We start from the raw sequence: 13,567 nt of genomic DNA on the forward strand, positions 1-13,567 counted from the left end.
GCGTCGAACCGGAAGACGACGAAACCCCACAAGCCGACGCGGACTAGGATTTCACGCTCACCACAGGTGAGGCACCACTCCGGATTACGCGCTCATTTTCAAATGAGGCACCTCGTCATTCGCACGCTCCTGCCACCTCATAACTGCCTGTAGCTGTGGAAACCCCGCAGCGCACAACGAAAAAGCCCCTGTACGCGGCGCAAACCACGTACAGGGGCAGATGCTTAAGCTCAGACTGTTATATCTGTATATTCACCAGTCTGGAAGTCCCGGCGAGACGAGCCCGCCGGAACAGGGTCACTCGGCGACGACCTTCACGAAGAAGGACGCGGTGATCTCCGGGTGCAGGGCGACCTTGGCCGGGAAGTCACCGGTGGTCTTGATCGGCTCAACCTCGATGTTCCTCGGGTTGACGGCGGCCTTGTCGGACAGGGCGATCGCGATCTTGTCGGCGGAGATGCCACCGAAGAGCTTGCCGGACTCGGAAACCTTGGCGGCGATCTCGACGGTGGTGCCCTCGATGAGCTCCTTGGCGGCGACGGCCTCTTCGCGGGTAGCGACGGCCTTAGCCAGGCGAGCGCGCTTCATCGCTTCGACCTGAGCGGCAGCGCCCTTGGTCCACGCGAAGGCAAGGCCCTGCGGGAACAGGTAGTTGCGGGCGTAGCCGGACTTGACCTCAACGACGTCACCGGAGTGACCGAGGTTGGCAACGGTAGCGGTAAGAATAACCTTGGTATCAGCCATGTTCCTTTACCTCCTCAAATCAGCGGCCGGAAGTGGCGTACGGCAGCAGAGCCATCTCGCGGGCGTTCTTGATCGCCTTCGAGATCTCGCGCTGCTCCTGCACGGTCACGCCGGTGATACGACGGGAACGGATCTTGCCGCGATCGGAGATGAACTTGCGCAGCAGCGCAACGTCCTTGTAATCGATCTCGGTGATCTTGGCAGCCTTCAGCGGGTTCGGCTTCTTCTTGAACGGCTTGACCGGCGGTTGCGGCCTCTTGCGGGACATGATGTTCTCCTTAAAACGTTAGGTTTGATGCGCTTCGTGAGTAGTGCTCACCAGTGCTTGGTAAGTGCGTGATCCGATTAGATCGGGCGGGATCAGAATTCCGGCTCGTCGGAGTTGCCACCGAAATCGGTGCTGCCTCCGAACGTCGAGAATCCGCCGCTCGCGGACGCATCCGACGACCAAGGATCGGTCGCGGGGGCCTGCTGGGCGGGTGCGGACTGGACGGGAGCGGGGGCCGGGGTCGGAGCGCCGTTGTTGTACGCGGCACCGCCCTGATACCCACCATTGCCACCAGCGTATCCGGCACCGCCGGAATAACCGTTGCCGGCACCATAACCACCGGCATTGCCGGCGTTCTGGTTGAATCCGCCCTGAGCGCGGCCGGCGAATCCGCCTTGGCCGCTCGACGTACGGGTCACCTGAGCGGTGGCGTATCGCAGCGACGGTCCGATCTCGTCCACGGTCAGCTCGACCACGGTGCGGTTCGTGCCGTCCTGCGCCTGATACGAGCGCTGGGACAGACGGCCCTGGGCGATCACGCGCATGCCCTTGGTCAGGGTCTGCGCGCAGTGATCGGCCAGGTCACGCCATGCCGAGCAACGCATGAACAACGCCGGACCGTCCTCGAACTGGCCGGACTGGCGGTTGAACGTGCGCGGCGTCGAGGCGATGGTGAAGCTCGCGACGGTCGCGCCGGAGCCAATGGTACGCAGCTCGGGATCGGCGGTAAGATTGCCGACCACGGTGATGATCGTTTCGCCTGCCATGACGTTACCTTCTTACTTGTTTGACGCTACTTACTTACGGTTCAGCGTAATGCTGAGGAAAGCTTTACTTGGCGTCCTTACGAAGGATCTTCGTACGGATCACGGATTCGTTGAGGTTCAGCACACGGTCGAGCTCGTCGCTGACGGTCGGCTCGCAAGTGTAGTTGACCACGACGTAGTTGCCTTCGGTCTTGCCGGCGATCTCGTAAGCGAGCTTGCGACGTCCCCAAATATCGGTGTTCTCAACGGAACCACCTTCCTTGGTGACGAGTTCCAGATACTGCTCGGTCAGCTTCTTCAGACCGCGCTCATCCAGCTCGGGATCGGCAATGAACATCAGTTCGTACTTATGCGCAGACATCACCCACCTCCTTCGGACTATTCGGCCACGGACTTTCCGTGGCAGGAGTGTGTATACGCGTCATCCGCACCTGCGTGCGGGCAACCTGTATAGAGTATCGTCACCGCACGACAGCCGGCCGCGCCCCGCATGCGTCGAGCGCGCGTCGTGCGGCACGTCGGATACAGTGCCGTTGTTATATTGGAAGACGGCTATTTTTCGACCGTCCGGCTGCGGCCGTGCGGTGACTGACGATTGTGGAAGGCGGATCATGTCGGCGATTCTCGAAGGCACACCGGATAAGCGACTCGTGCTGGTGTCGGGTCGCGCGTACCCCGAACTGGCTCACGAAGTGGCGCGGTGCATGGGAATCGACGTCCTCGAAACCACGGCCTACGATTTCGCGAACGGCGAGATGTACGTGCGCTACACCGAGCCGGTGCGTGGCGCGGACGCGTTCGTGCTGCAGTGCCATACCGATCCGATCAACAAGTGGATCATGGAGCAGCTCATCATGATCGACGCGATGAAGCGCGCGTCGGCCCGCTCCGTCACCGTGGTCGCGCCGTTCCTCGGCTATTCTCGCCAGGACAAGAAGCACCTCGGCCGCGAACCCATCACCGCGCGCCTGATCTTCGACCTGTTCCGCGCCGCCGGCGCCGACCGCATGATGACGATCGACCTGCACGCCGCGCAGGAGCAGGGCTTCTTCAACGGCCCGGTCGATCACCTGACCGCGACGCCGGTGCTGCTCGACTACGTGCGCAACAACGTGCCGATGGAGCACGCGACGATCGTCTCCCCGGACGCCGGCCGTATCAAGGTGTCCGAGCAGTGGGCCGCCAAGCTCGGCAACCTGCCGCTCGCGTTCATCCACAAGACGCGCGACACGACGCGCCCGAACCATGCGACCGCGCACGGCATCATCGGCGAGGTCGCCGGCCGCGACTGCGTGGTCGTCGACGACATGATCGACACCGCGGGCACGATCTGCGAGGCCGTGCGCACGCTGCGCAACGCGGGCGCCGCCTCGGTCACGCTGGTCGCCACGCACGGTCTGCTGTCCGGCCCGGCCATCGAACGACTGCGCGACTGCGGCGCGCGCGAGATCATCGTCACGAACACCGTGCCGGTGCCGGAGGAGAAGCGTCTGCCGAACATGACCGTGCTGTCGGTCGCGCCGCTGCTGGCCGCGGGCATCCGGTCCGTGTTCGAGTCGCGTTCGGTCATGCATCTGCTGGAGGGACTGCCGGCGGACATGCGGCCGCGCAATATTTATGCGTGATGATTGGCGGGTTGCGGATTCGCTGATTATTGACGGGACTCCCCTGACTGCGGTCGGGGGAGTCTTTGCGTATGCGAACGTACGCGGTCGTGCGAACGTGCGCGACGATGCGAACGTGCGCAGCGATGTGCATCCGGGAGAAAACGCGTTCGATAGCCCCATACGATAGACTGCTGGGGAAACGAACATCCTGTATGGAAGGTTGTGAGATATGGCGGACAACGTGCAGTATCCGGATTTGGTGATCGTCGGCGCGGGCCTGTTTGGCCTGACCGTGGCGCAGCAGGCGGTCGAGCGTGCGGGCGCACGCGTGCACATCATCGACGTGCGCGACCACATCGGCGGCAATGCGTACTCGTACTTCGACAAGGAGACGGGCGCGGAGATCCACAAGTACGGCGCCCACCTGTTCCACACGTCCAACAAGCGCGTGTGGGAGTATGTGAACCGCTTCACCGAGTTCACGAACTACGTGCACCGCGTCTACGCGACGCACGACGGCGTGGTCTACCCGCTGCCGATCAACCTGGGCACGATCAACCAGTTCTTCGGCGCGTCCTACACGCCGGACGAGGCGCGCAAGCTCATCGAGGAGCAGGCGGGCGAGCTGGCCGGCACCGACCCGGCCAACCTCAACGACAAGGGCATCCAGCTGATCGGCCGCCCGCTGTACGAGGCGTTCATCAAGAACTACACCGGCAAGCAGTGGCAGACCGACCCGGCCGACCTGCCGGCCGACATCATCAAGCGACTGCCGGTGCGCTTCAACTACGACAACCGCTACTTCAAGGACACGTGGGAGGGTCTGCCGAAGGACGGCTACACCGCGTGGATGGAGCGCATGATCGACGACCCGCGCATCACGGTCGAGCTGGGCGTGGACTTCTTCGACGAGTCGCAGCCGTACAACAAGAAGGCGCTGCTCGCCGCGGGCGTGCCGGTCGTGTATACCGGTCCGGTGGACCGCTACTTCGACTACGAGCTGGGCGACCTCAAGTGGCGCACGGTCGACTTCAAGGAAGTGCGCTACGACGAGGACGACCACTTCGGCTGCCCGGTGATGAACTACTCCGACGCGGACGTGCCGTACACCCGCGCGATCGAGTTCAAGAACTTCAACCCGGAGCGTTACGAGTCGCAGAACCACTCCAAGACCGTGGTGTGGGAGGAGTACTCGCGCTTCGCGGAGCGCGGCGACGAGCCGTACTACCCGATCAACACGGACGAGGACAAGGCGCTGTACGCGAAGTACGCCGAGAAGGCTGCGGCCGAGCCGAAGGTCGTGTTCGGTGGCCGCCTGGGCACGTACAAGTACTACGACATGCACAACGTGATCGACACGGCGCTCACCGCGTTCGACGAGCAGGTGCTCCCGCTCATCGCGAAGTGACCCGCGTCGTCCCGTTCCTTGTGTCATTTCGACCGAGCGTCAGCGAGCGGAGAAATCTTACGGATGCAACAAACGCCTGAAGATTTCTCCGCTCGGCTTCGCTTCGGTCGAAACGACAGATAAGTAGGCTGTCTCGACTGAAATGACCAATAGGCAAGGACGCCTCGGCTGTGCCATACGCGAAGGCATGATGTAATAATCGAGTATCGGATCGAGAGGGGAGCATCATGCAGATCGACATCATCGCCGTCGGCAAGGTCAAGGAATCGTACCTGCGCGACGCCATCGCCGAGTACAGCAAGCGGTTAAGTCGCTACTGCAAGCTCGACATCATCGAGGTCACCGACGAGAAGACCCCCGAGCGTGCGAGCGAGGGCGTCGAACGGCAGATCAAAGCCAAGGAAGGCGAGCGGATCGCGCGTCATCTGCGCGATGGTGCATACGTTATCGCTCTTGCGATCGATGGCAATATGCTCACGTCGGAAGGTCTGGCGAACGAAATCAACCAGCTGGGACTGCGCGGTGTAAGTCACATCCAGCTCGTCATCGGCGGCTCGATCGGACTGGATGATGCGATCCTGCGTCGTGCGAACTACAAACTGAGCTTCTCGAAAATGACGTTCCCGCACCAGCTCATGCGGGTCATCCTGCTTGAGCAGATCTACCGTGCGTATAAGATCAACGCGCACGAGCCGTATCACAAGTAAGTGCGGGCGGCTGAGCTTTGCTGGCCGGCCGTCAGTCGCGCGGATGCAGTGCGCGATATTGCAGCGAATAACTGATGCGCGGGGCGCGGGCCGGCGGCTGGTCGGCCGCGGAGTCCGGTGAACCGGTTGCGTCGGTCGATGTTGCTGAACCGGTTGATTCGACCGATGCGGCCGAATCAGAACGCACGGTTCGGGCCAGCGAATCGGATGTGTTCGCGGCCGCCGACGATGTGCGAGAGGCGACGGAGCTGAACGGCGCGGTCTGCGGGGCGCTAACATGGGCGGCGCGTGCCGGTTGCGCTGCGGTCGGTGCCGCGACCGTGGGTGTTGCCGGCGCGGTGTCAGCCGGTTGCGCGACGATGATCGGGCGCATGCGGCCGGTGTTGGTGGGGAAGAAACTCGGCGGGAGCGGCTGCGGGGGAGCGGGCGCATCCTCGGCCGCGGGTGACGCAGGGGCTGCGGAGTCGCCGGCGACGTCGAATCCTTCGTCCTCAAGATCGGAGAGCGGAATCAGACGGGTCTGCATCGACGTGTCGCGTATGCTGTCCACGCGCCATCGCTGGTCTCCGGTTTCGGCCATGCTCGTCTCCCTACTGTCACACAACTGCACCGAGCGTACCGCGTTGTTCGCTACCGGTCGGTAAGAAACGGCGTATGTACGCAACTTCGCCACCTTATATCCATGTGAATCTCACAGTCGACACGCCGACGCACAAGAAAAGCGAACATGGTGATTGTGAGATATTGTGCAAGTGAACATCGGCTGATATGGCATACGTATCAATGAGTTGATGTGCGGCATGTTGATGTTCGGCAGGTAAAACAGCACAATCATACGGATTTTCGCACATATGATCAGCGGTATCGTAAGAGCTGTCACGCAAGGTGACATCATAATCGTAGTAATAGGCCGAATGATTTACATGTTATATATAACATGTTCATGTTCGGTTTACGCAACTGGTAATGTCATGCAGACAAAGGAACAATCATGGCAAATGATCAAGTGATCGTCGTGAACGAGTCGATGTTCGGTCAGGACGCGGCCGCGAAGACCGCGGAGGCCAACAAGGTCGCCAAGAAGTTCGGCATCAGCGACAAGGCGCTGGCCGCCGTCGAGGACTTCAAGCAGGCGCTGACCGACAACAACGCGTGGGATCTGCCGTTCATGGGGTATGTGAACGAGGACGGCTATGGCTACGCGTACGTGCCCGACCGTGCGGTTTCGCCCACGACCGGCTGGGATGCGCACAAGGCGTTCAAGGAGCTGCCCGAGGATGTGCAGACCGCGTTCGCGATCCGCATGCTGTTCACGCACCGCGACGTGGACCGTTACGGCGCGGATATGTTCCTGCACTACGAGCGCGGTTTCGTGGTGCGTTTCGAGGGGCCGGGCTCGAACAACTACTGATCGGTGGCTGGACGGTTGCCGTTGGTTGGATGGTCACTGGCGGTCGGCCGGTGTCCGTTAGTCGCGTGGTCTGGTGGCGGTGATTGCCGACGGCCTGCGATCTGACTGATGGTTCGGCTGATGATTCGGTCTTCGGAGTGTTGTGCGACACGCCGAAGACCGTTTTTGTGTGATGAGGGGGATCAGTGGTTTGCCGGGTCTGCTGATCGTTGAAAAACCGCGGTTTTGTGGATGCCTTTAGTGATGTTGGTGGAACGGCCTCGTGAGTTCGGATCTCGTATCCTCCGCCAACCGATTTGGTAATTCCGAATATCGTGCTAATATATCCAAATTGTGTGCTGACGCGTTCGCGCGGAGGTAACACGAATGGAGGATTCGCCTAGTGGTCTATGGCGCACGCTTGGAAAGCGTGTTGGTGTAACAGCCTCACGAGTTCGAATCTCGTATCCTCCGCCATCAGGGTTTTCAGAGCAATCTGAAAACCCTTTTTCATACTGAAAACGTTGGAGTCTCAACGTTTCGCCGGTCCTGTCGCCTGCTTCTTTCGGTTCTTCCCAATCGCGTTTTGCGGCGCTCGCCGAAATCTGATACTGTGTGCGGTACACAGGTCCGCAGTAATGTGAGACTTCCAGTAGCCGGGGGTAATCCCCCGGCATTTTTGTTTCGGGAGGGTGCGATGGCGGACGGCTCAATCTTTGCGGACGAATCCGGCGAGCAAGGCTTCCAGTCCGAGTACTATGCGCTGACGCTAGTGTTTCACGACCAATCCGATCCCGTTATCCCCATGTTCGAGGGGTATGAACAAGCGCTACATAATGCTGGACTGCCGAACATTCCTCTGCACACATCGCCGCTGTTGAATGGACATGACGCTTATCGGCATCTCAGCGTCAGCCAGCGTAAACGGCTGCTCACGTACTTCTTGTCCATGCTGTTCAAACTTCCGGTGCGATACGTGACCCTGATCTATCGGAAGGACGATTACTCGACTTTGGAGCAGCTGGGCCTACGCATCAAACGGGATATTGTCAACATCGTATTCGACCATCTTGATCTTTTCCAATGTTTCGACGCTGTCAAGGTGTACTACGACGGCGGTCAAAGCCTCGTTACGCAGGCCATTCGCGGTGCGGTGGAGTACGCGCTCTCAAAACAGGCCATCGTGTATCGTCAAGGCTCACCGACTGACTATCGGCTCGCTCAAGCGGCTGACTTCATCTGCACTGTCGAACTGACCGCGCGCAAATATGAGAACCACGAACAGACGGCCACCGATGAGCGATTCTTCGGCACTGCGCGCACATTTAAGAAGAACTACCTGAAGAAAGTTCGCAAGCATCTTCTATCATCTCGGTAGTTTGACGCACGGGTTCATACATGCTTCAGGGCGTTATGCTCCACAGCGAGGTTAACCCGGCTGGAGAATGGAAGAGGGAAGCCGGGTGCTCGAATATATATTGGGCTGACTTTCGCGCGGCTTGCAGGCTGTTGGCGGATGGAATCAGACTTCTGCGCTCGCACGCCTCCTTCATCGTGTACAGGCGCTCCGTTTCGCCAGTCATAGACCGGCCTCCGATTCCCCTCGCAACTCCGTCCGGCTTTCGGTCATCTGTCGTTCGTTGCTGTTCGTCGTCCGTCATCGCACCGGTTGTTTCCACCGGGAGTATCTACCGGCGTGTTGCGATTTGACCGGTAGCAACTACCGGATCGTAGCGTATGGAACCATCGAACAACCACGCGAACATCATCCGAAGGAGTCATCATGGAGACCATCATCCTGCACAACGGCGTCGAAATCCCGAAGACCGGCTACGGCGTCTTCCAAATCGACAAGGACGACACGGCGCGCTGCGTGCGCGAATCCATCGAAGCCGGCTACCGCCATATCGATACCGCACAGTCGTACTTCAACGAATCCGGTGACGTTGGTTTGATAGTGACGATCAGAGGTCGTCGTGCTATTTGAACAGTATGATGTGCTCCCTGCTGTTTCGACCAACGGCAGGGAGCACGCGTCAAGCGCCGGTGCGGTGCTGCACGTCACCGGAGAATGCGCCCAAGGCGATTTTTTCAGGGACAGCTCGCCATCACGAGCTTCAAGCCGGTGTCCAAGAATCCGTTCATCGCGAAGTTTTTCCGCAACATCGGTCTTGCCGACGAGCTTGGCAGCGGCATGCGCAATCTGTACAAGTACTCGAAGCCATATTCCGGCAAGGACCCTGTGCTCGACGACGGCGACGTGTTCGAGGCGTTCGTGCCGGTGCACTGGGTGGAAGGTGACGTTGCCGCGGATGATGTACCTGCTCATGATGAGGTTGAACGCGACCTGAATGAAACTGATGAGCAGGCAACTGACCCAGATGGGACTGTAAATGGGCTGAAGGAACGGGAACAGCGTCTTCTGAACCTGATTGGAGACAATCCGTCGCTCACTTACCGACAAGCAGCATCCGCGCTGGGCGTGTCTTATAACACGGTATGGCGTGCGCTTCAGACGATGAGGGGAAACGGACTCATCACTCGCGAAGGTTCGGACAGACGCGGCACATGGCGCATCCTCACCCCATCGCAACTATCCCGTGAATGACGTGAGGGCCCGTCGCGACACGCCGTGGACGTGGTAATGAAGGTGGTGCGGCGAGCGTGCGAATCCCATAAACTCCAAGCAGCAGTAAGGCGGAGCCGGCCTGAAGGTTGAGGTCTCGTATCCTTCGCGCGGTAAGGATTTCGGCGTTTCACCGAAATCCTTTTTTCATGCTCGAATTCCGGCACAACGGCGGAATCGCCGCGTTTCCAGGTAGTTCGGGCGGGGTGGCGCCGAGGCTGTGCGGGATCGTTTTCCCGTACCTCATGTAAGTGCATACATGAGCGTTTCCCGATCCGTCCGGGGCGACTCGCGCCAATGCAATTCCGCCACATTCGTATCGCTTGGATCGTATCTTGCAGTTGTAGGGTCTGGTTACCGGTGGCGGCGGTTCGTTCTGGATCATCGGCATCGGAAAATGGTGGAATTGCAATAGCGGCAGACTCCTGATTCTGGAGTCTGCCGCCACGAAGACCTACAACTGCAAGATACGGTCTATCGACGTCGTGCATCGCATCGATACACGACGTCAACGTCGGCGTGCGGGTTCGATGTCGCCTACCAGCGCACGGAGATGCGTTCGTTGACGTGCGCCTCGGACGGCGTCGCGACGGCTTCGTCGACGATGGCGATGGCGTAGTCGGCGTAGCTGATCTCGCTCTTACCGGTTGTTCCGTTCGTGGTGAATTCCTCGCCGGCGAGCGCGTATTCGCCCGTTCGCGGACCGTCCGCCTGGAAGTCGGCGGCCGGGGAGACGTATGTCCACTTGACGTCAGCGCGCTCACGCAATTCGGAGAGGGCCGCGCCCATCGCATTGGCGAGGGGCAGGAACGACTCCGGGAAGGTGTCGGCCTGGCTCAGCTGCAGCGTATGGTCCGGGTCAAGGTACAGGCTGCCGGCGCCGCCGACGACGATCAGGCGTGTGTCTGTGCCGGAGAGGATGTCTGCGAGGTGCTTGAGCGAGGTGGAATGCTGCGGCAGGGCGTCCGGCGTCCACGCGCCGAAGGCGTCGACGACGATGTCGAATCCCGCGAGGTCGGCGTCAGTCAGGTCGAACAGGTCCTTGGTCAGCGTGTGCGGGGCGACGGTCCTGTTCTCGCCGCGCACGACGGCGGTGACGTCGAGGCCGCGGTCGACGGACTCCTTGACGATGAGACGGCCGGACTTGCCGTTGGCGGCGACGACTGCGATGCGCTTGGTCATGGGGTGCTCCTTGCTGATGTGGTCTTTCGTTGTGTTTGGCGGTCTTGTGCTTCCGCCGTTGTGACAGTACGATATTGGCGTACTGATAAAAATGGAAGAAGGCACCATAAAGTGCCATAGTTACCTAAATGGAACTATTGGATAATTCCAACGATTTGAGGAGGCTGATTCATGGTCGATGTCAACACGCTCCCGGCGTGTCCTGTGGAGACGACGCTCACGCTGATCTCCGACAAATGGAAGATCCTCATCGTGCGTGACTTGCTGCCCGGCACCAAGCGTTTCAGCGAACTGCGCCGCTCGATCGGCCACATCTCGCAGAAGGTGCTCACTTCGAACCTGCGCCAGATGGAGACCGACGGGCTGGTGCACCGCAAGGTCTACCCCGAGGTGCCGCCGCGCGTCGAATACTCCCTGACCGACACCGGCCGCAGCCTCAAAACCGTCATCGACGCCCTATGGGACTGGGGCGAAGACTACAAGGCCAAGCTCGCGGCCTAACTTGCTGCTGCACCGTATCCGTCTCTGAGCCGGTGACAAATGAGAGAAGCTTGTTGCTTCGGTATTCATCGTCTAGTCGAATCTCTCTGCGTTACATTGAGGCGTCAGCGCAAAGCTCGGGCACCGGTGCATGAGATGCCCGTAATGTCGGCCTTGAGAAGATGTGTCGCGTACTCCATCTAACGAAAATGCGGGTGTCGTAAGGACGCGAAAGGCCGCCGCGTTCCGCACATCACGGCAATGACGGAGCCGAAGTCGAGCGGCACATTGACTTGCCTGTCTCATGGTCCGATGATGGTGGCGTGAACATCATGGTGAAACGCATCTACGACGAGCCGGAATCCGGTGACGGCTACAGGGTGCTGGTGGACAGGCTGTGGCCGCGCGGCATGAGCAAGGAGCGCGCCGCCCTCGATCTGTGGATGAAGGACATCGCGCCGTCGCCCGGATTGCGCAAGTGGTTCGGCCATGATCCGGCGCGCTTTGATGAGTTCGCCGAACAATACCGGGCGGAACTGGACGCCAGCGCAGAGGCCGTCGGCGCGCTGCGCGACATCATCGTAGCCCGCGGGGCTGTTACGCTCCTGTATGCTGCAAAGGACCCGCTGATTAACCATGCGGTCATCCTGCGCGACTACATGAACGACGTCGTCGGCCGCACCGGAGAATAACCATCCGGCCGCTCGGCGGTGGCATGCGCAACCTGTACCGGACACGACACATGACGTATGCTGCGGCGATCGTGCGCGACGGAACGGTATTGCGCGCCACCGGTGGTGTGATACCCATACGATTTCGTGTGTCGAGTTACCTGGATTGGCCTGCGTTACACTGGACAAACAATGATTCGGGGGAGGCGACATGAACGCTACGGAACTTTCCGCCGTGCTTGAGCGCGGCGAGAACATCTCAGTCGAGTTCAAGCGTTGCGGCGTCCAGCCGGAGACGGATACGTTCGAAACGGTATGTTCGTTCAACAATCGATTTGGTGGTTCGATTTACCTTGGGGTGCTGAATGACGGTACTGTTGAAGGTGTCGATCGTGAACAGGCTATCGCCATCGAACGTAATCTCGTGAACGTGATCGGCAATCCCAAACTGTTCAATGTCGCGCCGGCTATCGAGACTGAACGCATCGAATATGACGGCAAGCTCGTGATCCGCGTCTGGGTTCCGGCCGGCCCATCCGTCGTGAGTTTTAAACATGTGATCTACGATCGGGTGGCCGATGTGGACCGTCGCATCACCAGCGAGACGCAGATCGCGCAGATGAACATCCGCAAGCAGAATCACTTCAGTGAACAGCGCGTGTACCGGTACTTGAAGCCGTCAGATTTCCGATTCGATCTGCTGCCGCGCGTGCGCAAACTGGCCGCGTTGAAGACGCCCGGTCATCCGTGGTCCGAGATGGACGATATGGAGCTGATGCGTAGCGCCGATCTGTACGGCGTGAACTACGACACCGGCGAGGAGGGTTTCAATCTCGCCGCCGTGATGTTGCTCGGCAAGGACGAGGTCATCTCACGCATCGCGCCTGCCTACAAGACCGACGTGATCGTACGCCGCCAGAATTTGGACCGTTACGACGACCGGCTTATCGTGACTACGAACCTGATCGAGGCGCAATCGCAGATCTCCGAGTTCGCGAAACGATACTTGCCCGACCGGTTCATGTTGGAGGGCGACCAGACCGTCAGTCCCCGGGATATCATCATCCGCGAGTTGGTTTCGAACCTGATGATCCACCGCGAGTTCGTCAGCCCGTACCCGGCCAAGTTCCTTATTCTGGGCGACGGCGTTCACACCGAGAATGCATCCAAGGCGATTTTTCAGGGTCAGCTTGCCATCACGAGTTTCAAGCCGGTGTCCAAGAATCCGTTTATCGCCAAGTTCTTCCGCAACATTGGTTTGGCCGACGAGCTTGGCAGCGGCATGCGCAATCTGTACAAGTACTCGAAGCCTTATTCCGGCAAGGACCCGGTGCTTGACGATGGCGATGTGTTCGAGGCGTTCGTGCCGGTGCGCTGGGTGGAAGGCGATGTTGCCGCGGATGGTTTACCTGCTCATGATGAGGTTGGGCGTGACCCGGATGAAACTGTAAATGAAACTGTAAATGAAACTGTAAATGAAACTGTAAATGAAACTGTAAATGATATTACGGCACGAGAGCAACGCCTTTTAGAACTGCTTCATAAGTATCCATCAATTACTTATAGGCAGGCTGCCGGTGCGCTGGGCGTGTCCTACACCACTGTATGGAGAACCTTTCATACGCTGCGCGAATCCGGAATCATCGAACGTACGGGTTCGGACAAGCGTGGCGCATGGCGAGTCCTGCATTGATCGCAGTTATCACGTAACTGATAA

Annotated in this window: 15 protein-coding genes, 1 tRNA gene and 1 pseudogene; 11 read left to right on the forward strand and 6 right to left on the reverse strand. The window is 59.6% G+C overall.

Annotation, left to right across the window (positions count from 1 at the left end; all coding sequences use genetic code 11):
• Positions 1–297 precede the first annotated feature (297 nt).
• The 4 genes from rplI to rpsF all read right to left on the reverse strand — a co-directional run bounded on the left by rplI (position 298) and on the right by rpsF (position 2,140).
• Positions 298–744, reverse strand: a complete 447-nt coding sequence (gene rplI / locus AC1A0G_RS10130; protein ID WP_476529436.1) for a 50S ribosomal protein L9 — start codon at positions 742–744, stop codon at positions 298–300.
• Positions 745–763: 19 nt separating this feature from the next.
• Positions 764–1,012, reverse strand: a complete 249-nt coding sequence (rpsR, locus tag AC1A0G_RS10135; protein WP_033890661.1) for a 30S ribosomal protein S18 — start codon at positions 1,010–1,012, stop codon at positions 764–766.
• Positions 1,013–1,104: 92 nt separating this feature from the next.
• Positions 1,105–1,779: a single-stranded DNA-binding protein gene (locus AC1A0G_RS10140; protein WP_476529438.1), complete on the reverse strand. Its 675-nt coding sequence runs from the start codon at positions 1,777–1,779 to the stop codon at positions 1,105–1,107.
• Between the two features lie 64 nt (positions 1,780–1,843).
• On the reverse strand, positions 1,844–2,140 hold the full coding sequence (gene rpsF / locus AC1A0G_RS10145) for a 30S ribosomal protein S6 (RefSeq protein WP_476529440.1): 297 nt from the start codon (positions 2,138–2,140) through the stop codon (positions 1,844–1,846).
• A gap of 250 nt (positions 2,141–2,390) precedes the next feature.
• Here rpsF and AC1A0G_RS10150 point away from each other — a divergent pair, with 250 nt between their 5' ends.
• The 3 genes from AC1A0G_RS10150 (at position 2,391) to rlmH (ending at position 5,501) form a co-directional block, all read left to right on the forward strand.
• Positions 2,391–3,404 (forward strand): ribose-phosphate diphosphokinase, encoded by a 1,014-nt coding sequence (locus AC1A0G_RS10150; RefSeq protein ID WP_214372697.1) that lies wholly within the window; start codon positions 2,391–2,393, stop codon positions 3,402–3,404.
• A 211-nt stretch (positions 3,405–3,615) separates the two neighbouring features.
• Positions 3,616–4,794, forward strand: coding sequence for a UDP-galactopyranose mutase (glf, locus tag AC1A0G_RS10155; RefSeq protein WP_476529442.1), 1,179 nt, complete (start codon positions 3,616–3,618; stop codon positions 4,792–4,794).
• Positions 4,795–5,021: 227 nt separating this feature from the next.
• Complete coding sequence (gene rlmH, locus AC1A0G_RS10160) at positions 5,022–5,501, forward strand: 23S rRNA (pseudouridine(1915)-N(3))-methyltransferase RlmH (RefSeq protein ID WP_476529444.1); 480 nt, start codon at positions 5,022–5,024, stop codon at positions 5,499–5,501.
• 31 nt (positions 5,502–5,532) lie between these two features.
• Here the strand turns inward: rlmH and AC1A0G_RS10165 are convergent, their stop codons facing one another.
• A complete protein-coding gene (locus AC1A0G_RS10165; RefSeq protein ID WP_476529446.1) occupies positions 5,533–6,081 on the reverse strand; it encodes a hypothetical protein in 549 nt (182 codons plus the stop codon).
• Between the two features lie 411 nt (positions 6,082–6,492).
• On the opposite strand from AC1A0G_RS10165, the gene AC1A0G_RS10170 reads away from it, so the two are divergent.
• From AC1A0G_RS10170 to AC1A0G_RS10190, 5 genes and pseudogenes are all read left to right on the forward strand, one after another.
• Positions 6,493–6,912, forward strand: coding sequence for a glycerophosphodiester phosphodiesterase (locus tag AC1A0G_RS10170; RefSeq protein WP_476529448.1), 420 nt, complete (start codon positions 6,493–6,495; stop codon positions 6,910–6,912).
• A gap of 368 nt (positions 6,913–7,280) precedes the next feature.
• Positions 7,281–7,368: transfer RNA gene (locus tag AC1A0G_RS10175), tRNA-Ser, on the forward strand.
• 220 nt (positions 7,369–7,588) lie between these two features.
• Complete coding sequence (locus AC1A0G_RS10180) at positions 7,589–8,269, forward strand: DUF3800 domain-containing protein (protein WP_476529450.1); 681 nt, start codon at positions 7,589–7,591, stop codon at positions 8,267–8,269.
• 405 nt (positions 8,270–8,674) lie between these two features.
• Positions 8,675–8,830: pseudogene (locus AC1A0G_RS10185) on the forward strand (aldo/keto reductase); the annotation flags it as partial.
• A gap of 186 nt (positions 8,831–9,016) precedes the next feature.
• The gene (locus AC1A0G_RS10190) at positions 9,017–9,499 is read left to right on the forward strand and encodes a winged helix-turn-helix transcriptional regulator (protein WP_476529451.1); all 483 of its coding nucleotides are present in this window, start codon (positions 9,017–9,019) and stop codon (positions 9,497–9,499) included.
• A 555-nt stretch (positions 9,500–10,054) separates the two neighbouring features.
• On the opposite strand, the gene AC1A0G_RS10195 is transcribed toward AC1A0G_RS10190, so the two are convergent.
• Positions 10,055–10,699, reverse strand: a complete 645-nt coding sequence (locus AC1A0G_RS10195) for an NAD(P)-dependent oxidoreductase (protein ID WP_476529453.1) — start codon at positions 10,697–10,699, stop codon at positions 10,055–10,057.
• Positions 10,700–10,870: 171 nt separating this feature from the next.
• Here AC1A0G_RS10195 and AC1A0G_RS10200 point away from each other — a divergent pair, with 171 nt between their 5' ends.
• The 3 genes from AC1A0G_RS10200 to AC1A0G_RS10210 all read left to right on the forward strand — a co-directional run bounded on the left by AC1A0G_RS10200 (position 10,871) and on the right by AC1A0G_RS10210 (position 13,543).
• A complete protein-coding gene (locus AC1A0G_RS10200; RefSeq protein WP_476529455.1) occupies positions 10,871–11,200 on the forward strand; it encodes a winged helix-turn-helix transcriptional regulator in 330 nt (109 codons plus the stop codon).
• A gap of 302 nt (positions 11,201–11,502) precedes the next feature.
• Positions 11,503–11,871 carry a DUF488 domain-containing protein gene (locus AC1A0G_RS10205; RefSeq protein WP_476529457.1) on the forward strand — a complete coding sequence of 123 codons (369 nt, stop codon included), beginning with the start codon at positions 11,503–11,505 and terminating at the stop codon, positions 11,869–11,871.
• A 190-nt stretch (positions 11,872–12,061) separates the two neighbouring features.
• Positions 12,062–13,543, forward strand: coding sequence for an AlbA family DNA-binding domain-containing protein (locus tag AC1A0G_RS10210; RefSeq protein ID WP_476529459.1), 1,482 nt, complete (start codon positions 12,062–12,064; stop codon positions 13,541–13,543).
• The last annotated feature ends 24 nt before the right edge of the window (positions 13,544–13,567 follow it).

The sequence above is a fragment of the Bifidobacterium sp. LH_230 genome (genome assembly GCF_056357555.1).

What these genes read in the sequence shown, in the direction of transcription:
- rpsR (WP_033890661.1), bottom strand. Translation starts at nt 1,012, where the DNA reads ATGTCCCGCAAGAGGCCGCAACCGCCGGTCAAGCCGTTCAAGAAGAAG.
- AC1A0G_RS10140 (WP_476529438.1), bottom strand. Translation starts at nt 1,779, where the DNA reads ATGGCAGGCGAAACGATCATCACCGTGGTCGGCAATCTTACCGCCGAT.
- rpsF (WP_476529440.1), bottom strand. Translation starts at nt 2,140, where the DNA reads ATGTCTGCGCATAAGTACGAACTGATGTTCATTGCCGATCCCGAGCTG.
- AC1A0G_RS10170 (WP_476529448.1), top strand. Translation starts at nt 6,493, where the DNA reads ATGGCAAATGATCAAGTGATCGTCGTGAACGAGTCGATGTTCGGTCAG.
- rplI (WP_476529436.1), bottom strand. Translation starts at nt 744, where the DNA reads ATGGCTGATACCAAGGTTATTCTTACCGCTACCGTTGCCAACCTCGGT.
- AC1A0G_RS10200 (WP_476529455.1), top strand. Translation starts at nt 10,871, where the DNA reads ATGGTCGATGTCAACACGCTCCCGGCGTGTCCTGTGGAGACGACGCTC.
- glf (WP_476529442.1), top strand. Translation starts at nt 3,616, where the DNA reads ATGGCGGACAACGTGCAGTATCCGGATTTGGTGATCGTCGGCGCGGGC.
- AC1A0G_RS10165 (WP_476529446.1), bottom strand. Translation starts at nt 6,081, where the DNA reads ATGGCCGAAACCGGAGACCAGCGATGGCGCGTGGACAGCATACGCGAC.
- AC1A0G_RS10180 (WP_476529450.1), top strand. Translation starts at nt 7,589, where the DNA reads ATGGCGGACGGCTCAATCTTTGCGGACGAATCCGGCGAGCAAGGCTTC.
- AC1A0G_RS10150 (WP_214372697.1), top strand. Translation starts at nt 2,391, where the DNA reads ATGTCGGCGATTCTCGAAGGCACACCGGATAAGCGACTCGTGCTGGTG.
- rlmH (WP_476529444.1), top strand. Translation starts at nt 5,022, where the DNA reads ATGCAGATCGACATCATCGCCGTCGGCAAGGTCAAGGAATCGTACCTG.
- AC1A0G_RS10195 (WP_476529453.1), bottom strand. Translation starts at nt 10,699, where the DNA reads ATGACCAAGCGCATCGCAGTCGTCGCCGCCAACGGCAAGTCCGGCCGT.
- AC1A0G_RS10210 (WP_476529459.1), top strand. Translation starts at nt 12,062, where the DNA reads ATGAACGCTACGGAACTTTCCGCCGTGCTTGAGCGCGGCGAGAACATC.